Genomic DNA, 20,755 nt, shown 5'->3' with positions numbered 1-20,755 from the left:
CACAGCATCCATATCCACGAACGTCGGGGGTCTCCCTTGTCCTTGCGCGCGCGCATCACCACCTCTCTGGGCGTCTCGGCCGGCGTCGCCCTCGCCCTGGGCCCCGGCCTCGCGGCGGCACCGGCATCCGCGACCACCATCAGCCCGGTCTTCGAGCGCACCATCGGTGGGCCCGGCCACGCCGGCCTGTATGCCTGGGGCATGGCCACTCAACTCGATGGCACCATCCTGGTCGGTGACTACTGGAACTACCGGGTGCTGCGCTTCAATGCGGACGGCACCCCGGTCGGACCCGGCGGCGTCTTCATCAAAAACAACGGCAACGGCGCGAACCAGTACTACACGCCCTACGGCCTGGGCATCGACCCGAGCAACGGCGATGTCTACATGGCCGACACCGACAAGTACCAGATCGACGTCTACTCCAAGGACGGCGCCTTCCTGCGCTCGTGGGGCGCCAAGGGCACCGGCCCCGGCAAATTCCTCTACCCCTCCCGCGTGGTCGTCAACAGCCTCGGCACGGTCTTCACCGCGGACACCTGGGATCACAACATCGTGATGTCGGACCGCAACGGGACCGAGATCCAGCAGTTCGGCACGTGGGGCGTCGCCAACGGCCAGATGAAGTCCCCGCACGGCCTGGCCCTCGACGCGAGCGACAACCTCTATGTCGTCGACACCGGCAACTGGCGCATCGACGTCTTCGACAAGAACGGCGCCTTCGTGCGCACGTGGGGCACCAAGGGCTCCAAGCTCGGCCAGTTCCAGGGCGACATGCGCGGCATCGCGGTCGACAAGGTCAACGGCTGGGTCTATGTCGTCGACGGCGAGGGCAACCGGGTCAACAAGTACGACCTCATGGGCAACTTCATCACCCGCTGGGGCTCGCTCGGTAGCGGCCCCGGCCAGTTCGCCGACGGCGGCCGCGAGGTCACCGTGGATCAGCAGGGCAATGTCTGGGTCGCCGACATGCCCAATTTCCGGGTCCAGAAGTTCAGCCCCACCGGCGCGGCGCTCATGCAGTACCCCAACCCGGCGCAGCCCCCCGTCCCGGGTGGCTTCAACGCCCCGCGCAGCGTCGCTGTCAACGCGACCGACGGGACCGTGGCCGTCAGCGACACCTACAACTGGCGCATCGAGACCTTCACCAACGCCGGCACCTTCACCAAGGAGTGGGGTGGGCGCGGGCGCGGACCGTACTTGTTCAACTACGCCCGCACGGTGGCGTCCAACCCGGTGAACGGGGACTGGATCATCACCGACACCGACAACGGCCGGATCGCCGCCTACACCAAGGACGGCGTCTACAAGTGGTCGACCGGCACCGCCGGCAAGGGCGGACTCGGCCAGTTCCGCAACCCGCAGTCCGTCACGGTCGCGCCCGACGGCACGATCTATGTCACCGACTCCAACAACCAGCGCATCCAGGTGCTCGACAGCAATGGCAACCTGCTGCGGATGTTCGGCTCGGCCACCGACTTCGTCTACCCGCGCGGCATCACCGTCGACCCCGTCGACGGCACCTTGTGGGTCAGCGACTCGGCCAAGGACCAGATCACCAACTGGAGCACCGCGGGCGTCAAGCTCAAGACGCTGCCGATCGCCAAGGGCACGGCCGACAACGCCATCAGCGGCAGCTTCGGCATCGCTGCCGACGCCGAGCGGATCTATGTCGCCGACACCCCGACGCACAGCGTGAAGGTCTACACCAAGGCCGGCGTCTTCGTCATGAAGATCGCTCAGCGCGGCACCGTCAAGGGCAAACTGCTGATTCCGGACGGCATCGCCGTGGACAAGGGCAAGCTCTACGTCGCCGAAGAGGGCAACGAGCGGATCTCGGTGTTCAACCTCAACGTCAAGTAGCTTCCGCGACAAACCGAAGGCCGGGCGCGCAGTGCGCGCCCGGCCTTCGGCCTTCTCGACCTGTCGTCGGCGACCGCCGCCGAATCACGAGCCGTAGACAAGCACCCGGTCGTTGTTGGTGTCGCTGACATAGATCGCGCCGTCGACGGCGGTGATCGAGGTCGGCTTGCTGATGGCCTTGCCCGCGGCCGTGGTGATGGTCTCGACGATCGTCCCGGACGGGGTCGCGATGACGATACGGTTGTTGCCGGTGTCGCCGATCCAGTAGTTCCCGTCGGCCGCGCGGGCCACCCCCTCGGGCATCGACAAGCCGGCCGGGGTGATCGTGGAGACCGCGGCGAAGCCGGCCGCCTTCGAGTAGGAGAGCGTCACGATGCGCGCATTGCCGGCGTCGGCGACGACGAGATTCTTTGTGGCGGCGTCGACAGCGATGGCGCGCGGGGACTTCAGGCCGGTGTAGGTGCCCAAGGCGGATCGCGTTGCGACATCCCACACGGTCACCCGGTTGTTCTGGGTGTCGGCGACGAAGGCGAGGCGGTCGCTGGGGCGGATGGCAATGGCATACGGCCAGGTGAACTGCTGGCTCGCGGTGCCGACATTGCCGAGGCGGTAGGTCTGCAGCCCGCACTTGGTCGGGAAGATCTGCAGACGCGACTGCTTGGTGTCGGCGATCCACCGGTCCCCGGTCACCGGGTCGATGGCCACGCCACGCGGCCAGTTGACCGAGATCGGCCGGTAGTCGCGCTGCCCGCACGCACCGAGCACGGTGCCGGACTTGGTCATCGTCACCACCCGCTGGTTGACGGTGTCCATGATGTTCAGGTTGCCGTCGGTGCCCACGGCGACCGCGCGGGGCTCATTGAAGACGGCCGAGTTGGTCAGAGGCGGAGCCTGGCCGCCGATGGTCTGGGCGTAGGCGTAGCCCGTGGCGGTCCGGTCGAAGCGCACCAGGCGCCAGCCCCACAGATCCGCGCCCCAGATGTCGCCGTCCTTGGCGACGGCCACCCGGCGCAAGGTGGTGAAGGTGCCCGTCTGGTTGTAGGCGCCGGCCTTGCCGACCAAGGCCTTGAGCGCCCCGGTCTTGGAAAAGACCTGGACCCGGTCGTTATTGGAGTCGGCGACGTAGACGACCTCGCCCCACTTAGGGTCCTTGGCCACGCGCACACCGTAGGGGTTCTTGAACTGGCCATTGGCGGTGCCCTGCGAGCCCCAGGTCGTCAGGCAGGCGCCGGTCGGCGAGAATTTGGCGATGTTGTTGTTCTTGTAGTTCGCGACGTAGACATTGCCTGCGGCGTCGGCGTCGGCGTCCCGGACGGCGGACAAGTCGCACGCGCCGGTAGCCGTGAAGACTTGGAGCTGGGTGCCGTTCGGGTCGAAGACGCGGACCTTCTTCTTGGCCCCGTCGGAGACGTAGATCTTGTTCTTCTTCGCGGTGATCCCGATGGGCGAGCCGAGGCGGTCACCTGTCGGCCCGTTGAACCAACTGATCGTATGGCCGTCCACCGGGTCGAGCTTGATGATCCGGAACTCGGCCGCATCCGCCACATAGATGTAACCGTGATCGTCGACGGCGATGTCGCGCGCGTTCTCGGCTTCGTCACCCTCGGAGACCCCGGCGGCGACCCGCCAGAGTAGCTTGCCGGCAGCCGTGAACTTCGCGACCGAGTCGTTGCCGGTGTCGGCGACCACCAGGGTGCCGTCGGGGGCCACCTCCATCCCGGAGGCATAGACCGTCGCATGGCCCGGGCCACCGAGCACGGTCGGCGCCCGGACGGCGCGCGCCCCGGCGGGTGCCGCAGCCGCAGTGGCCCCGAGGCCGGCCACGCCCACGCAGGCACCAAGAATCAACGAATACGTTCGCACAGCTTTCCCCTTGAGATATCGGCGCCGGATTGCCGGGCCGCGGCCCAGCGTACCGGCTGGTCACGGGCCGACGGCCTCGACGAATCGTTGGCCACTGTCCCAGGTCGTGGCTACCATGGCGGGGACCCGCTGCCCGGGAGGCAGCACCAACGACACGCGGACCATCTCCGAATGATCTGGGGGAGCTTGCCATGACCACACCCATTCGTCGCCTCAGTCTCCTGGCGACAGCCATAACCACCGCCGCCGGGCTCGTCGCCGGCGCCCAAGTCGCCACGGCCGCCGACCCCGGCGACTCGGCCAAGGGGACGATCAACCCGACCTTCGAGCGCACCATCGGCGGTCCCGGCCACGCCGGCCTGTATGCCTGGGGCATGGCCACCGGGAAGGACGGCAACATCATCGTCGGGGATTACTGGAACTACCGCGTCCTGCGCTACAGCCCGGCAGGCGCCCCGCTCGGCGTGCTGATCAACAACAGTGGCAATGGCGCCAACCAGTACTACACGCCCTACGGGCTCGGCGTCGACCCGCGCAATGGCGACGTCTATATGGCCGATACCGACCGCTACACCATCGATGTCTACTCCGCGGGCGGATCCTTCCTGCGCAGCTGGGGCGCCAAGGGTACGGGCGCCGGCAAGTTCCTCTACCCCTCGCGCGTGGTCGTCAACAGCCTCGGAACGGTCTTCGTCGCCGACACCTGGGATCACAACATCGTCATGTCGAACACCTCGGGCGCGGAAATCAAGTCGTTCGGCGGCTTCGGGTCGGCGAACGGCCAGATGCGCAGCCCGCACGGGTTGGCGATCGACGGTTCCGACAACCTTTACGTCGTCGACCCCGGCAACTACCGGATTCAGGTCTTCGACAAGAACGGCACGTTCCTGCGCAAGTGGGGCTCCAAGGGCTCCAAGGCCGGCCAGTTCCAAGGTGACATGCGCGGCATCGCCGTCGACAAGGCGCGCGGTTGGGTCTATGTCGTCGATGGGGAGGCGAACCGAGTCAACAAGTACGACCTCAACGGCAACTTCATCACCCGGTGGGGATCGATGGGCGCCGGTCCCGGCCAGTTCGCCGACGGCGGCCGCGAGATCACGGTCGACAACTCCGGCAATGTCTGGGTGGCCGATATGCCCAACTTCCGCGTGCAGAAGTTCAGCCCGACCGGCCAGTACCTCATGTCGGACCCGAACCCGCCGCAGCTGCCGCCAGCCGGCGGCTTCAACGCCCCGCGCGGGGTCGCCGTCGCCAAGGACGGCACGGTGGCCGTCTCGGACACCTACAACTGGCGCATCCAGACTTTCTCGGCCACCGGCGCCTTCCAGAAGCAATGGGGCAAGCGCGGCCGCGGTCCCTACCTGTTCAACTATGCGCGGGCGATCGCCAGCAACCCGGTCACCAACGACTGGGTGATCACCGACACCGACAACGGCCGGATCGTCGCCTACACCAAGGACGGCACCTACAAGTGGGGGTCGGGCGAGGCCGGGACCACGCCGGGCAAGTTCAAGAACCCGCAAGGTCTCGCCGTCGCCAACAACGGCAATATCTATGTGGCGGACTCGAACAACTACCGCGTTCAGGTCCTGAACTCCAATGGTGGACTGGTGACCACCTTCGGCACCAACGCCCAGTTCAGCTACCCCAAGGGCATCGCCATCGACCCGGTGGATCAGTCGGTCTGGGTCGCCGACAGCGCCAAGGCGGCCATCACGCACTGGAGCGCGTCGGGTGCCTACCTCGGCAAGCTCGCTATCGGCCGGGGCACCGCGGACAACCAGCTCTCGGGGCCCTATGGCATCGCGATCGACAAGGAGCGGGTCTACGTCGCCGATGTGCCCACACACAAGGTCAAGGTATGGACTAAGTCGGGCGCGTTCGTGACCAAGATCTCGCAGCGCGGGTACGTCGCGGGCAAGCTTTACCAGCCCGACACCCTGGCCATCTATAACGGCCGGCTCTACATCATGGAAGAAGGCAACGAGCGGGTCTCGGTCTTCAACCTGAACACGAAATAGCCCAACGCCCCGTCTCATCATCCGAACGACGCGCCGACTGTGATGTGATTCACAGTCGGCGCGCCGTTTTGACATTCCGAGAGTCTGCGCACGTGACGTGCGAGCAGCACGACAGGTCGCCGGTGAGCGAAAGCGGTGCCGTCCGGTCTAGGGCAGCACGCGAGCGCATTGATCCCCTGCGCCCGATTCGCTATTGTGCTCGACGCCGTTCCCGGGAGCACGTGCCGCGGCGCGGCTCTCCGCACACGCCCCCCACACATCGGACAACGCACGCGCCGTCGGACTTCTCCAGGCGCAGCGGTCCGGCCGATCCCACGGAGTAGACAGTGCCATCACGCCCGCTCGCCTGCCTCAGCGCCGCCGGCGCCCTGATCGCCTCGGTGGGGGTCGCCTCCGGCGCCCAGGCCGACGGGACCGAGATCTATGTCGGACCGGCGGGCAGCGCAACCGGACTCGGGACCCTCGCCTCGCCCCTGGCCACCGTCCAGTCCGCCGTGGATCGCGCCACCCCCGGCACCACGATCAAGATTCTCGCGGGGACCTATACCGGCGCCGTCAAGATCAAGAACTCGGGCACGGCCACCGCGCCGATCCGGATCACGGCAGCCGGCAATGGCCCGGTCCTGCTGACCTACGCTTCCAAGCCGCAACCGTGCAACAACAGCCAACCCGCAGCCGACCGGACCATCACCATCGCCAATGGCGCGGACAACTGGCAGATCGACGGGCTCGCCATCCACAATGGGATCTGGATCGCCGGCAAGAAGTCGAATGTCGCTTACAGCTGGCTGACCAATCTGGTCAAGGCCAATGACTACCTCACGCGGCGCGCCGTCCCGGGTCACGGCTCCCGAAACCAGCCGGCGACCGCGAACACCATCGCCTATCTGCGCACCGTCACCGGTGCCAATGATCTGGACTCCGCCGACGGGATCAGGATCATCGGCAACACGATGACCGGGCGAGGCATCTATGGCGCCCTGGCCAGCAATGGCGTCATCGCCGACAACACCATCTCGCAGATCCCCTGCGGCATCGGGCCGGGAATCTGGCTGATGACCTTCAGCAACAATTGGACGATCGCCGGCAATGACATCAGCGATATTGCGATCTCGACGGCCGCTCATTACATGCAGGAGGGCATCCGCCTCGGCAGCGCCGCCGACTACAACGAGGTCACCGGCAATATCGTGCACGACCTGCCCGGCGACGGCCGCGGCATCAATACCGATGTGGATGCCAGCTGGAACGACTTCCACCACAACACGGTCAGCAATGTGGCGATCGGCTACAACGACCAGATGTCCGGCTGGGGCAACCGCTGGGAGTACAACACGGTCTCCGGCTACCGCACCTATGGCTTCGGCTTCCGCTTGATGGATGCCCAACTGGCAACCCCGTCGTATGCCAGCAGCTCCAACGGCCCGATCGTGCGCTGCAATGTCACCACCGGCGCGGTCGGCAAGGCCAAAGCACTCGGCGTCGGCGGGATGATGAATGGCACCTTCGTCGGCAACCAGATGCCGCTGATCTGGCTGAGCAAGAACCTCCAGACCTACTGGTCGGCTCAAGGCAATACCTGGAACGGATCGAGCCTGCTGCCCGGCACCACGCCGGCGCTCTCCTCGGCCGGCTGCTGAACGAACGCAGCGCCCCAGAACGATAAGGCCGCCCCGGGGATAGCCATCCCCGGGGCGGCCGCACGCGTTGAGGTGGCGGCTCAGCCCTCGGCGGGGGGCTTGGAGGAGCCGTTCCAGGTGTTGCCCTGCTTGGCCCAGTAGCCGGGGACATAGGTGCCGAGCATCACCTTCGGGAAGGTGTTGGCGTTGAAGCTGCTCTTCATGACCGCACCGATGCCCAGGGCGGGAGCGCCGGACACCGGTGAACTGCAGGTGTTATTGCTGATCGTGGACATATTCGTGCTGCTGTTCAGCGACGGCGTCCGCAAAGTCGCGTCCTTGAGCCGGAAGCCGAAGCAATAGGTGCGGTACTTGCTGGCGCGATTGCCGACCCACGTGTTGCCCCAGCCCGACATCTGGTCGTTGAAGCCGATCGCGACATTGGTGGCGATGTTGTTCTGGAAGAGGTTGAAGCTGCCGTCGACATCGGTGTTGAACGCCCGTCCGTCGCCGGGCAGGTCGTGCACGGTGTTGCCGACGATCCGGTTGTAGTTCGCCGCACTACCGAAGCGGATACCCTCTTGCATGTAATGCTTCCAGGTGGAGGCGGCGATCTTGGAGATGTCGTTGCCGCTGACCTCCCAGAAGTTGCTGAAGTTCATCACCCACACGCCCGGCCCGGTGCCGCACAGGATGTTGGTGATCGTGTTGTCCTTGACCACGCCGTAGTTGGCCAAGGTGGCATAGATCCCGCGCCCGGTCATCGTGTTGCCGATGAACTCGATGTGCTCGGACGGGTCGAGGTCGGCATGGAGGAGGTTGGCGAGATAGGGAACCGCGCCCTTGGCCGCGACCGGATCGTTCTTGGACGTCCCCGGCACTTTCCGGCGGGGCTCCCATTGGCCCTTCTTGGCCAGTCCCGCGTGCCATGCGTAGGTCTTCCCGCCGCCTTCGCCATTGATGTAGACGCCGTTGACGATGGTCATGCCGGTGAAGGTCCAGTAGTCCGCACCGCCGCTGACATTGATGGTCCGGCGTGAGGAGGGTTGGCGAGCCCCGCAGCCATCCGGTGCCTGCGCCGATGTCACGGTCACCGGCCCGTCGCCGGCAGCCGTGACGGTGATCGGTGCCCCGGCGCTGCCGGAACTGCGGATCTTCAACTCCTGGGAGTAGGTGCCCTTGTGCAGGCGGATCGTCGTCCCCGGTGTCGCCCGGTCGATCGCCTCCTGGACGGTGCGCAGGGGCGCGTCGGCCGTGCCGGAGTTGGCATCCGAACCCGTGGTGGCCACATCGAGAGTGGCGCCGCCGGCGGCGGCCGGGGCAGCGGCATACGCCACGCCCAGGCCGCCGACGAGAACGGAGCAGGCCAGGCCCGTCAGGGGCCGCATCGTCATCGACGTCGGCATTGACCGGGTCCGACTCAGCAGGAGCTCGGCGCGAAGGTCTTCGGCGGGGCCGACTTCGTGCCATTCCAGGTGTTGCCGTACTTGCCCCAGTAGACCGCGACATTCTTCCCAACCTGCGCTGTCGTCCACGCGTTGCCGGCGTAGGTGCCGTACATCGTGCCGCCGACGCCGAAGGACTTGGCGGTCCCGACCGGCTTGCTGACGACATTGCAGGTCATGTTGATCTTGTTGGCGCTGGAGTTGTAGGAGGGCAGCGTGAGCTTGCCGTCCATCAGACGCACCCCGAAGCCGTAGGTGCGGAAGCTGGTGACGCTGTTGTTCTTCCAGACATTGCCCCAGCCGGACATCTGGTCGTTGTAGCCGATCGCGACATTGGTCGCCTTGTTGCCGCTGAAGGTGTTCCAGCTGCTGTCCACGTCCGTGTTGTAGGCCCGGCCGTCGCCCGCGAGGTCGTGGACGTTGTTATTGGTCACCGAGTTGTAGTTGGAGGAGGTGCCGAGGCGGATGCCCTCCTGCATGAAGTGCTTCCAGGTGGACGGGGCGATCTTGGAGACGTCGTTCTTGGTGACCTGCCAGCCATTGGAGAAGGTGATCAGCCAGACTCCGGGGCCGGTGCCGCACGCGACATCGGTGATCTTGTTGCCCGACACCACGCCATAGGAGCTCATCCGGAAGAAGAGCCCCTTCTTGGTGATGGTGTTGTTCAGGAATTTGATGCCGTCCGCGGAGTCCAGGGTCGGGGTCTTGGTGACCGTGCGCAGGTAGGGGATGACCTGCTTGGCCGCAGTGGGGCTGTAGCTGCCGGCGCCGGGAACCTTGCGGCGGGTCTGCCAGTCCCCCTTCTCGACGAGGGTGTTGTGCCAGGCGAACGCATTGCCGGCATCGGAGCCGGTGGCATAGACACCGTTGACGATGTTCAGGCCCTGGAAGGTCCAGTAGTCGGACCCGTCGATGATCAAGATGGTGCGCATGCCATCGGGCTGGTTGCTGCTGCATGCCGGCATCGGCTGGGTCGAGGTGAGGGTGACCGCCCCGTCACCGGCGTTGGTCACCGTGATCGGAGCGCTGGCCGTCCCCGACTTGCGGATCTTGATCTGGCCGTCGTAGACGCCTTTGTGGATCTTGATCGTGGTGCCGGCCACGGCCTTGTCCACGGCCGCCTGCACCGTGCGCAGCGGGGCCGACGGGGTGCCCGGGTTCGCGTCATTGCCGGTCACGGCGACGTCGATGGTGGTGCCTGCGGCCGACGCCGGCCCTGCAGTGAGCGCCAAAGGCGCGGCCACGAGGGCGCTGCCCGCGACGCCGGCGGCCAGGGCACGGGTGGGGAAGGAAGTGGATTTCATGGGGGATCTGCTTCTCACTGTGTGACGACGAGGTACACATCGGCCCCGCACTCACCCCTGCGGTGAGTCCCTGAAACGTCGCAGAGTGACGTCAGGACGGGCGCGACAGAGCCCGAGTGTAGTCACTTTTGCGTAACGACCGACAATCGGTCCGGCGTGGCGGCTCAGCCGCCGGCGCTCACCGTGACACCGAGGTCGCTCGATACCTCGCGCAACGCCTTCTCGGCGTCGGTGCTGGACAGATCGATCAACAGCGGGCCGGCGACCGACGCCCCGGTGGCAACCGGCGTGGTCGGGGCACTCGCCGCGACGGCCGACCCCTCCTTCAGCGTCAGTTGACCAGTGCTCGTCGGCCACACGGCCGCGAGCGTGCCCGAGGGGCCGACGATCAGGACACCGGTGCCACCGTCGAAGCCGACCCCACGGATGGCGGTGCTCGCCCGTAAGGCGGCGGCATACCGCGCGTAGACCTGTCCGGAGGGCAGTTCCTGGCCCTCGGGTGAGACCAGACCGCGGAAGATCTCGACCTTGGTGGCGCCCCCGGGCGTGTAGGCGAGGGGCAGGTAGACAACCGGGCTGACCTGCGCCGCAAGCAAGCTCCCGATCAGTCGCGCGGTCTCGGCGCCGTGGATCTGCTCGGTGTAGCCGTCACCCGGCCAGGCGGTCCCGATCTCCCAGCCCTGGATCGGCAGGGGCCGGGTCAGGTGGCGCTGGATGTAACTGAGCAGGGTCGGCAGCAGATCGGGGTTCTCATAGAAGTGGAGTTGGTAGGCCGTCACTGCACCGGAGTTGACCGCCTCCCAGTTCGCGGCGACCATCGCGCGGACGCGTTTGGCGCGCCCATCCTGCAGCAGGGAACGTAACTGATCGACGGAGCCGACCAGCGGGAAGCGCGCGGTCCCGGTGTCGTGCCGCCGGTCATACCACCGCTGGTAGAGCTCGAGGGCCTCCTGGTCGTGGCCGGCGTCGAGCAATTCCCCGGCCAAAGCGATGCCATACCCGGTGCTGGAGATGCCCGCGTCGAGGATGGCCGCCTGCGGGTCGGCTCGGCGGATCGCGTCGGCGGCGAGCTTGACCGTTTGGACATAGTCCTGCGGCGAGCCCTGCCAGAAGTTGTTGGCGTCGACCTCGTTCTCGATCGCCCAGATCTTGACGCCGCGGGGGCTGTAACGCGTGACCAGGTTGGTGACGAACTGTTGGTAGGCGGCCGGGTCGTCGGGCAGGCTGCTGGGCCGCTTGCGGGTGCCCTCGGCGGGATCGAGTTGCTCGGGTCCGCCGGAGCAGCCGCCCACCCGGATCTTGACCATAAGCCGGTAGCCCATCTGCTGCGACTGGGTCAGGATGCGTTCGAGTTGGCGGAAGCGATTGGCCTCGGGCAGGTCGCGGACCGCGCACCATTCGACCTCGAAGAAGGTCTCCCCCCAGCCCACCTTGCTGGCGAACGCCAGCGGCGGTTTGAGATTCCAGTTCCACTTGATCCCGATGTCGGCGGCTCCGCCCTCGAGCACAACCGGATTGGCTGTCCCGATGGTTCCGCTGGCCGTGGGCGTCACGCTCGCCGGGCTGTCACAGCCGGCGGTCACGGCCAGGATCAGCGCCGCGGCGATCCCTGCCATCGCCTTGCACGTCATGGGTCAGTCCTCTTGATCGGGAGCGCCGACGGCGCGGGGGTAGCCGTAGCGCCCCAATAGCGGTGCGGTCAGCCCTGAGACGACACGGACCTCGCGTCGGTTCATCGCCGTCGCCCATTCGTTGTCGAGGCGCACAGGCGTGGGACCGGCCGACATCCGGGCAGGGTTGCCGGCGACGGTGTGATTCGGCGGCAAGTGCAGCCGGCCCTCGTCATCGACGACCCGGTCGGCGCCGGTGTGCCCGACGAAATCCGCGAGCAGCGCGATCGTCTCGGCCGGATGCGCGGCGAAGGTCTCGTAGCGCACCCGGGTGTAGTGCGGCGAGCGGCGCCAGGCTCGCTCCAGCCCGGCATTCCAGGCGGTCCAGAGAACGGAGGATTTCACGACCCCCCGCTGCTCCATCAGGCCGGGCCGGCCGCGGTCGGGCTGCTCCTTGGTGCGCTTCCACGAGAAGGCGGCCGCCCGCGGGTCGCGCACGAGGTGCACGACATCGAGGGTCAGGCCGTCGACGCCGGCGAGCACGCCGGCATACGTCGGCAGCTTGGAGGAGTCGACGACCAGCGAGGCACCCGAGACGGTTGCGATCGCCGCGTAGAGCGGGCGCAGCACGTCGGCGAGATCCGCCGGCGCCTGACTGGCCTCGGCGGGCGAGCGCAGGAAGCCCGGCAGGGTGCGCAGTTGCGTCACCTCGGTCAGGCGGCGATGCACCTCGTGGGCGTTGGGGACGTCGGTCCCGTATGCCGTGTCGAGGACCTGCTGCCAGAAGGGGCAGTTCGCGAACCGCTGGCCACATCCGCACAGCCGGTTCTCGGTGATCCCGCGCTCCCAGAGGTAGCGCACCTCACCGACGCTGACCGCGTCATCGAGCGCGCCGAGGGCGTTGGCGACGACGGTGCTTCCGCTTCGGCCGGTCCCCCCGACATAGAGAACCCGGACCTGGGAGTCACTGGGCATGACGGGCTGGCTCAGTCCTCTTGGGTGTAGTACTCGTCATCGCTGCCGGCGCGGCTGCGACGCAGCACCTCGGGGATGGCGAGCAGCAGGATGGCAAGCGCGAGGCCGATGAGGACGGCCGAGACCGCGCGCCGCAGGACGCTGGTCTTCCAGTCCAGCGGCGTGACATCGGTCGAGATCGACTCGGCGACGCTGGCGGCCTTGCGGGCGTTGATGTCGCCGAGGGCCTGGGTGCGGGCGGCGAGGCCCTGACGAGCGTTGTCAACGGCATACTGCGGCGCCGCGAGCTCGGCCTGGGCGGCGGTGATCTCGTCGGCACGCTTCTGCGCGGACTTGAGAGCGTCCTCGATGGGCTTGGTGGTGACGGTGTCGGGGCGACCCTTGGCCGTGGCCAGGGCGACGCGCAGCGAGGTGGCCTCGGATGTGGCCGCTTGGTACTCACGGTCGGGGTTGGTCACACCGGTCGACTTCTGCACCTTCTCCAACTCGGCGAGGGCGGTGTCGAGGGTGCTCTTGGCCTCGGTCTGCGCGACGCGCGCCTGGTTGAGCGCGGGAGCGAAGGCGGCGTCCTGCATCGCGGCGGGGGCGGCCTGAATCACTTTGTCGACGACGGCCTGGTCGCTGTCGGAATAGGAGACGTGCACCAGTTCGGTGTCGGCGATCCGGTTGGCGGAGAGGGTCTTGCCGACGCGGTCGGCGCTCACACCGGCGGCCTGCGCGATCTTGGTGACCACCTCGTCATTGGTGGCGGCGTTGACCAGCGAACCGGCGACGAGGTTGATCGAGGCGACGGTCGGGTCACCGATCGGGTTCGTCGCGCGCAGGTTGACCGAGCTCGTGTACTGGGTGCCACTCGGCGCATTCAGGCCCAAGACGAGCAGCAAGGCAGCGACCGGAATGATCACCAGCAGCCAGAGGCGGCGACCAAGGTGCGCCAGCAGTTCGCGTAGTTCCATCGGGGTGACACAACTCTTTCACGAGGATTGACGATTGCTCTCACATCAGAGACGGGGCTTAGGCCCGCCATCTCGTCATCGATCCTGGCCGGGCGCCCCGACCGACTACGATACACCCCGGCCATGGGGCGGCCGTCCGCCTCCTGACGTCCACGCCCCCGCTCGGAAGGTTCTATCCACCGTGAACTCACGCAACCGGCCCCTGCCGCCGCTCTTCGTCGTGGGGGCCCCGCGGTCCGGAACGAGCCTGGTCTACCGCGCCCTGGCCCTGCATCCGCAGGCCGCCTGGGTCAACAACTATCAACGGCGTCTGCCTGGGGTGAGCGCCCTGGCGGCGCTCAACCGGGTGGCCGGGCGCCGCGCCGACCAACGGCGACGGGTGTGGTTCGGCGAGGACGGCGACAACGCCTATCGGTACAACTCCCGTCGGGCCCTGGACGAGCGGCTCTTCCCGCAGCCGGTCGAGGGCGAGCCGCTCTTCGAGAAGTGCGACGTGCCCGAGGCCTGGGAGGGAGGCGAGATCACCGACCGGCAGCGGCAGTTGGCGCCCTTGCTGGCGGCGACGACGCGACGCAGCGGCGGCACGGTGCTCATCAGCAAGCGCATTGGCCACAACCGCCGAATCGGGTTGTTGCACAAACTGATTCCGCAGTCCCGCTTCCTCGATGTGACCCGCGACGGTCGGGCCGTCGCCTATTCGCTCAGCCGCGTCGACTGGTGGCCGGATATGCCGGTCTGGTGGTATTCCGACCGCACACCGACGCAGTGGGCGGCCGAGGGCAAGGACCCGCTCGAATTGTGTGCCCGGCACTGGGTCGAGGAGACCAAGGCCATCGAGTCGGGCCTGGCCGATGTGCCCGCCGATCAGGTGCTGCGGATCCGGTATGAGGACCTGGTCGCCGCCCCGATGACGGTGCTGCCTCAGATCGCCGGGTTCGCCGGGCTAGACCCCGCAAACCCGACCTGGCTGGCCGAGCTGGAACGCATCCGCTTCCCCAACAAAAACGCTGCGTGGGCGGCCGAGGTCCCACTCGAGCAGCAGGCGGCCCTGGCCCACCTCGAACCCCAACTGACTGCGATGGGATACCGCTGAGATGACCTTGCCCCCCGCCTTCATCCTCGGCACCGGCCGGTGCGGGTCGACCCTGGTGCACGAGCTGATCGCCCGCCACCCCGCGACCGGCTTCGTGACGAATCTGGACGACCTGGGCATCAGGCAGGGCAACGCTCAGCAGCTAACGCTCTGGCGACGCTTGCCGGCTGCCGTGAGCGAGAAGGGTCGGGCCCGGCTCGCACCGAGCGAGGGCTATCGCGTGCTCTCCCGTGAGGTCTCCCCCATGCTCGTGGACCCGGCCGCGGATCTCACCGCGGCCGATCTGACCCCCTGGCTCGCCGGGAGGCTGCATACCTTCGTCGAGAAGCGAATGGCCGGCCTGGACTCCGCCGAGGTCTTCCTGCACAAGTTCACCGGCTGGCCGCGCGCGCGGTTTCTGGCGGCGGCCTTCCCGGATGCGCGTTTCGTGCACATCGTCCGGGACGGCCGCGCGGTTGCGAACTCCTGGTTGCAGATGGACTGGTGGAAGGGCCACCTTGGGCCCGCCGGCTGGCACTTCGGAGAGCTCTCCCCCGAACTCGACGCCGCCTGGAGCGCCTCCGGCCGCAGCCAGCCCGCCCTGGCCGCCATTGCCTGGCGGCTCCTGGTCGATGCGCACGAGGAATGCGCGACCGAACTCGGCGAGCGGTGGCTGACGGTGCGCTATGAGGACGTGCTCGAGGACTCGACGACGCAGTTGACGGCGATCCTGGAGCACATCGGGCTCAGCTACACCGAGGCCTTCGAAGCGGGCATCGCGCGCTATTCGCTGACCTCGGGCCGCAAGGCCGCCTACCTGCGCGATCTGTTCCCCGAGCAGGTCGCCGCCATGGAGTCGGTCGCCGGCGCGCAACTGGCGCGCTACGCCTACGACCTGACCTGACACCCGGTCCGGCACCGCCGGCGCGGGGGTCAGTAGGCGCCGTCGGCCTTGACGACCGCACGGACGGTGCGGATCAGGATCATCACGTCGAGCACGGGTGACCAGTTGTCGACGTACCAGAGGTCCAGCCGCAACGAGTCTTCCCAGTTCAGGTCGGACCGACCGCTGATCTGCCACATGCCCGTCAGGCCGGGGCGGACCTTGAGCCGGCGCAGGGCGTCGGGCTCGTAGGCGTCGACCTCGCGAGGCAGCGGGGGGCGGGGCCCGACGAGAGACATCTCGCCGCGCAGCACATTGATCAGTTGGGGCAACTCATCCAAGGACAATCGGCGCAGGACGCGGCCGGGCCCGGTGATGCGCGGGTCCTGCTTGTGCTTGAAGAGCATCTCATTGACCTGCGGATGAGCGTTCAACTCCGCCAGGCGCGCCTCGGCGTCAACCACCATCGTGCGGAACTTCAGCATCGGGAAGGTGCGGCCCTCCTCCCCGACACGCTGCTGGACGAAGAAGATCGGGCCGCGGTCGTGCACCCAGACGGAGGCGGCGATGAACAACCAGACCGGGAAGGAGACAATCAGGATGCCCAGGGAGCAGACGATGTCGATGGTCCGCTTGGCGAAGGCGTCGAAACCGCCGATCGTCGGGCCCTCGACGTGCAGCAGACTCATACCCGCCGCCGGGCGCAGCGTCAGTCGGGGCGCGGCCACCTCGTTGATGCCCGGGTGCACGAACAGGTCGACACCCATCTCCGACAACGCCCAGCCCAACCGGCGCAAGGCCTTGCCCGAGAAGGAGGCGTCGGAGGCGACGACCACGGCTTCGGCACCCGTGTCGCGCACGGCGAGCAAAGCGGTTTCGGGCCCTCCGTAGAGAGGGACGTCGGCCAGCCAAGACGGATCCGGCAGGTCGGACGCGCAGGCACCGACGATCCGCATCCCGGTCGACATCGGGTCGTTCTGAATTTCGGCGATCATGTCGTGCACGGCGAGCCCGCGGCCGACGACGATGGTCGGCTGCAGGGCATGGCCGAGGTGCCGAGCTCGGGCGAGCCGGCCGCGCAGGACGCGGCGGGCGAGCAGGGTCAACACGAAGGTCAGCGGGACGACGATGAAGAAGAGCGCCCGCGACATCCGCCAGTTCAGCGCGATCAGGCCCACCGACAGCAGAGCCAGCAGGATGACCAGCGCCCGGCCGATGGCGCGGTACTCATCCAGCCCGATGCCGAGGTTGTTGGCGCGGTAGGCGCCAGAGCGGGCGCAGGCGAGCACCCACACAAACGGAACGACCGCGGTCAGGAGCGCGACGCGCAGGTTGGGGATGCCGCCATACCGGAAGAGATCGGCCGTCGTGCACGCGACGAGGGCGGCGAGAAAGTCACTGATGATGACGCGGGCGCGATAGCGGGCGCGCCACCCGCGGCCCGGGCCCTCGGTGTCACTGCGGGGATGGGCCCAGTCCGGCACATGCCAGAAGGCGGTCGACGCACTCGGGCGCACTGCTGTCGAACGCGGGGGTTCGGAAACGGACGACGTCGCCGATTCCTCCGCGTGGATGGCCCCACTCACGCATGCCTCCCGCATACAGAAAGGTTGTCGACACCGACCCCAACCGATGCCTTGAGCTGTGAAGCATGGGACAGACGGGAGGCGGGAGCTGTCTTGTTACCAGACGGACGGTACCGTACCGGGCCCCATATCACGATAGGTAGGTCGAGAAAGTCCGCCACGCCGCCGCGGATGCCGCATTCTGCAGCAGCATCTGCGGGGCGCGACATGACGGGATTTCAGGCCTCGGCGGCGTCGTCCGCGACCTCGGGCGCCTCGTCGGCAGCATCCTCGTGGGTGCTCGGCTCCGCCTCGGCGAGCTCGGCGTCCAAGGCCTCCTGCGAAATCATCGCGGAGATGTTGACGACCAGTGCCTCCGGGTCGCCCGCGAGGCTGGCGCCGGCCGGCAGGGCGATGGCCCCGGCGTGAATCTGCGTCCCGGCTTCGAGACCCTCGATGTCGATGACGATGCTCTCGGGGATGGCCGTGGCCTCGACCTCGACCTGGAGAGCCGGGTGCTCGACGGTGACCACGGTCTCGGCGGCGGCCTCTCCGGTCAGGTGGACCGGGACTTCGACGGTGACCTTCTCGCCGCGTCGGACGATGACCAGGTCGACGTGCTCGATAACGGGCTTGATCGGGTCGCGCTGCACGTCCTTGGCGAGCGCGAGCTGCTCCTCGCCCTCGACGATCAGGGTGAGCAGGGCGTTGGGGTTCTTCAGCGCCATCATGGTGTCGTGGCCCGGCATGGTGATATGCATCGGGGCGGTGCCGTGGCCGTAGACGACGGCGGGCACATTGCCGGCGCGGCGGATGCGGCGGGCTGCGCCCTTGCCGAACTCGGTGCGCTTCTGGACGTCGAGGCGGTTGTCGGTGGACACGAGGGCATCTCCTTCGGCGTGGCGCGCGGTCTCCCATCGCACCGGTTTGCGGTGGCGGCCCAGCGACGAGCGCGTGGCGGCGCGTCATCATCGAGCACCACCGCGTCGATCACGAGCGGCCCGCGGGCCGCCCCTCGCCGAGGCATTGACGCGATTCTACTGGCCGGCAGCGGTGCTCGCGAAATCGCGGACGGCTGCCGGGGTCAGGCGTAATCGCCGAGCAGCGAGGTTACCGAGCCGTCCTCGAACACCGCCCGGATAGCCGCCGCGACCAGCGGGCCGACCGAGAGCACGGTGAGTTTGTCGAAGTGCTGCTCCGGGGTCAGCGGCAAGGTGTTGGTGACGACCACCTCCCGCGCGACGCTCTCGGAAAGCCGGCGCACCGCGGGGTCGGAGAAGATCGCGTGCGTGGCGGCGATCACCACGCCGGCCGCGCCGGCGGCCAGACAGGCCTCGGCGGCGTTGCAGATGGTGCCACCGGTGTCGATCATGTCGTCGGCCACGATGCACACCCGCCCGGACACGTCACCGACGACGCGGTTGGCGACCGAGACATTGGGCCGCGAGGTGTCGCGGGTCTTGTGGATGAAGGCCAGGGGGGCGCCGCCCAGCCGGCGCGACCAGTGCTCGGCGACCTTGATCCGGCCGGCGTCCGGCGAGACGATCGTCAGCGCCTCGTCTTTGTATTTCTTGGCTACGTAGTCGCTGAGCACCGGCAGGGCCATGAGGTGGTCGACGGGGCCGTCGAAGAAGCCCTGGATCTGGTCGGTGTGCAGGTCGACGGCCATCAGCCGGTGCGCGCCGGCGGTCTTGAACAGATCGGCGACCAGGCGGGCCGAGATGGGCTCCCGTCCGCGGTGCTTCTTGTCCTGGCGCGCATAGCCGTAGAACGGCATGACCACGGTGATCCGCTTGGCGGAGGCCCGCTTGAGCGCATCGACCATGATCAGTTGCTCCATGATCGCTTCGTTGATCGGGGCGACGTGCGACTGGATGACGAACGCATCGCAGCCGCGCACCGACTCCTGGTAGCGGACGAAGATCTCGCCATTGGCGAAGTCGTAGATCTGGGTAGGGACCAGCTCGGTCTGCAGCAACCCGGCGACCTCGCCGGCGAGATCGTGTCCGGCGCGCCCGGAGAAGACCATCAGGTGCTTGCGCGTCTTCTTCACGATGGCACTCATCGGGTCGCCTCCTCGGTCGCTCCGGCGGCGGCATCGGCTTGCGCAGCCAGCGCCGCCTCTGCGGCGGCCGCCGATGCGGTGCCGGCGCGGGCGCGGGCCACCCAGCCGTCGACATTGCGTTGCTTGCCGCGGGCGACGGCGATCTGCCCCGGCCGCACGTCATGGGTCAGCGCCGACCCGGCCGCGACATACGCCCCATCGCCGACCGTGACCGGCGCGATCAGCACGCTGTCGGAGCCGACGAAGCTCTGCGCGCCGATCACGGTGCGGTGTTTGCGGACGCCGTCGTAGTTGGCGAAGATCGTGCCGGCCCCGATATTGGCGCCGGCGCCGATCGTGGCATCACCGCAGTAGGTCAGGTGCGGAACCTTGGCCTTGGGCCCGATCTTGGCGTTCTTGGTCTCGACGAAACCGCCGATCTTGCCGCCTTCGCCCAGTTCGGTCCCGGCGCGCAGATAGCTGTAGGGGCCGACGGTGGCGTCGGCTGCGACGAGCGCGGTGTCGACCTCGGCCCGGCGCACGTGCGCCCGATCGCCGATCTCGCTGTCCCGGATGGTCACCTCCGGCCCGATCGTGGCCTGCCGGCCGATCGAGGTGGCGCCGAGCAGTTGGGTGCCCGGCAAGATAGTGGTGTCCTGGCCGATGGTGACGTCCACATCGATCCAGGTGCTCGCCGGGTCGACGATGGTCACGCCGGCGCGCATGTGCCGATCGCAGATCCGGTCGTTGAGCACCCGGCCCAAGGTCGCGAGCTGGGCCCGGTCGTTGACCCCCTCGGTCTGCCACTTGTCGCCGATGACGTGGGCGTCCACGGCACGGCCCGTGGCACGAGCAATCGTGACGACATCGGTGAGGTACTTCTCCCGTTGGGCGTTCTCGGTGCTCAGCTGGGGCAGGGCGGCACGCAGCACGTCGGCGTCAAAGGCATAGATTCCGGAGTTGATCTCCCGGATGCCGAGCTGGTCGGGCGTCGCGTCCTTCTGCTCGACGATGGCGGCGACCTGCCCGTCCGCGTCGCGCACGACGCGGCCATACCCCGTCGGGTCATCGATGACCGAGGTCACCACGGTGACCGCGCTGCCGCTTGCCGTATGCCGTTCGGTCAGGGCGATGAGCGTCTCACCGGTCAGCAGGGGCACATCGCCATAGGTCACCAAAATGGTGCCCGTCAGGTCGCTGGGCAACGCGGCGAGGCCGCACTCCACGGCGCGGCCAGTGCCCTTCTGGTCGTCCTGGTCGGCGACCTGCAAAGCGGCGTCGAAGGCGGTGCAGAAGGCGATGACCTGGTCGCGTTGGTGGCGGACGACGACCTCCACCTGCTCGGCGCCTGTGGCGCGGGCGGCGCGGATCGCGTGGCCGACCAAGGCGGTGCCCCCGATGGGGTGCAAGACCTTGGCCAGATCGGATTTCATCCGCGTGCCTTCGCCGGCGGCGAGGATGATGACGGCAGCAGGTCGGCTGGTCACGAGGGCGCGACTCCCAGGCTCGGAGGGGATTCCCGGCGCGGGGCGCCG

At 67.8% G+C, this 20,755-nt stretch carries 15 protein-coding genes; 5 read left to right on the top strand and 10 right to left on the bottom strand.

Features of this window, described 5'->3' with window-relative positions:
• The first annotated feature begins 36 nt into the window (after positions 1-36).
• Positions 37-1,863: a 6-bladed beta-propeller gene (locus ABD209_RS18345; RefSeq protein ID WP_344069123.1), complete on the top strand. Its 1,827-nt coding sequence runs from the start codon at positions 37-39 to the stop codon at positions 1,861-1,863.
• 84 nt (positions 1,864-1,947) lie between these two features.
• On the opposite strand, the gene ABD209_RS18340 is transcribed toward ABD209_RS18345, so the two are convergent.
• Positions 1,948-3,726, bottom strand: a complete 1,779-nt coding sequence (locus ABD209_RS18340) for an NHL repeat-containing protein (protein ID WP_344069121.1) — start codon at positions 3,724-3,726, stop codon at positions 1,948-1,950.
• A 191-nt stretch (positions 3,727-3,917) separates the two neighbouring features.
• Between ABD209_RS18340 and ABD209_RS18335 the strand changes: the two genes are divergently transcribed.
• The gene (locus ABD209_RS18335; protein WP_344069118.1) at positions 3,918-5,747 is read left to right on the top strand and encodes a 6-bladed beta-propeller; all 1,830 of its coding nucleotides are present in this window, start codon (positions 3,918-3,920) and stop codon (positions 5,745-5,747) included.
• 326 nt (positions 5,748-6,073) lie between these two features.
• Positions 6,074-7,387 carry a right-handed parallel beta-helix repeat-containing protein gene (locus ABD209_RS18330; RefSeq protein WP_344069115.1) on the top strand — a complete coding sequence of 438 codons (1,314 nt, stop codon included), beginning with the start codon at positions 6,074-6,076 and terminating at the stop codon, positions 7,385-7,387.
• A gap of 80 nt (positions 7,388-7,467) precedes the next feature.
• Here ABD209_RS18330 and ABD209_RS18325 read toward each other — a convergent pair whose 3' ends face one another.
• The 5 genes from ABD209_RS18325 to ABD209_RS18305 form a co-directional block, all read right to left on the bottom strand.
• On the bottom strand, positions 7,468-8,760 hold the full coding sequence (locus ABD209_RS18325; RefSeq protein WP_344069112.1) for a DUF1565 domain-containing protein: 1,293 nt from the start codon (positions 8,758-8,760) through the stop codon (positions 7,468-7,470).
• A 26-nt stretch (positions 8,761-8,786) separates the two neighbouring features.
• On the bottom strand, positions 8,787-10,115 hold the full coding sequence (locus ABD209_RS18320) for a DUF1565 domain-containing protein (RefSeq protein ID WP_344069109.1): 1,329 nt from the start codon (positions 10,113-10,115) through the stop codon (positions 8,787-8,789).
• Positions 10,116-10,279: 164 nt separating this feature from the next.
• Entirely contained in the window at positions 10,280-11,746 is a 1,467-nt protein-coding gene (locus ABD209_RS18315; RefSeq protein ID WP_344069106.1) for a hypothetical protein, read from the bottom strand.
• 3 nt (positions 11,747-11,749) lie between these two features.
• Entirely contained in the window at positions 11,750-12,700 is a 951-nt protein-coding gene (locus ABD209_RS18310) for a sulfotransferase (RefSeq protein WP_344069103.1), read from the bottom strand.
• Positions 12,701-12,711: 11 nt separating this feature from the next.
• Positions 12,712-13,656, bottom strand: a complete 945-nt coding sequence (locus tag ABD209_RS18305; RefSeq protein ID WP_344069100.1) for a hypothetical protein — start codon at positions 13,654-13,656, stop codon at positions 12,712-12,714.
• 181 nt (positions 13,657-13,837) lie between these two features.
• Here ABD209_RS18305 and ABD209_RS18300 point away from each other — a divergent pair, with 181 nt between their 5' ends.
• Both ABD209_RS18300 and ABD209_RS18295 read left to right on the top strand, forming a co-directional pair.
• Positions 13,838-14,749 (top strand): sulfotransferase family protein, encoded by a 912-nt coding sequence (locus ABD209_RS18300; protein WP_344069097.1) that lies wholly within the window; start codon positions 13,838-13,840, stop codon positions 14,747-14,749.
• A 1-nt stretch (position 14,750) separates the two neighbouring features.
• Complete coding sequence (locus ABD209_RS18295) at positions 14,751-15,632, top strand: sulfotransferase family protein (RefSeq protein ID WP_344069094.1); 882 nt, start codon at positions 14,751-14,753, stop codon at positions 15,630-15,632.
• Between the two features lie 29 nt (positions 15,633-15,661).
• Here the strand turns inward: ABD209_RS18295 and ABD209_RS18290 are convergent, their stop codons facing one another.
• The 4 genes from ABD209_RS18290 to glmU all read right to left on the bottom strand — a co-directional run bounded on the left by ABD209_RS18290 (position 15,662) and on the right by glmU (position 20,707).
• A complete protein-coding gene (locus ABD209_RS18290) occupies positions 15,662-17,197 on the bottom strand; it encodes a sugar transferase (protein ID WP_344069091.1) in 1,536 nt (511 codons plus the stop codon).
• A gap of 218 nt (positions 17,198-17,415) precedes the next feature.
• Positions 17,416-18,057, bottom strand: a complete 642-nt coding sequence (locus tag ABD209_RS18285) for a 50S ribosomal protein L25/general stress protein Ctc (RefSeq protein WP_344069088.1) — start codon at positions 18,055-18,057, stop codon at positions 17,416-17,418.
• A gap of 203 nt (positions 18,058-18,260) precedes the next feature.
• Entirely contained in the window at positions 18,261-19,241 is a 981-nt protein-coding gene (locus tag ABD209_RS18280) for a ribose-phosphate diphosphokinase (RefSeq protein ID WP_344069085.1), read from the bottom strand.
• The gene (gene glmU / locus ABD209_RS18275; RefSeq protein WP_425564733.1) at positions 19,238-20,707 is read right to left on the bottom strand and encodes a bifunctional UDP-N-acetylglucosamine diphosphorylase/glucosamine-1-phosphate N-acetyltransferase GlmU; all 1,470 of its coding nucleotides are present in this window, start codon (positions 20,705-20,707) and stop codon (positions 19,238-19,240) included. Before glmU ends, ABD209_RS18280 begins: the two co-directional genes overlap by 4 nt.
• Between the last annotated feature and the right edge of the window lie 48 nt (positions 20,708-20,755).

Source organism: Nostocoides vanveenii (genome assembly GCF_039531165.1).
In the GTDB taxonomy this organism is placed as follows: Bacteria; Actinomycetota; Actinomycetes; order Actinomycetales; family Dermatophilaceae; genus Nostocoides_A; species Nostocoides_A vanveenii.
The sequence above is the reverse complement of the archived record's forward strand: the minus strand, read 5'-3'. Positions and strand labels throughout refer to the sequence as shown.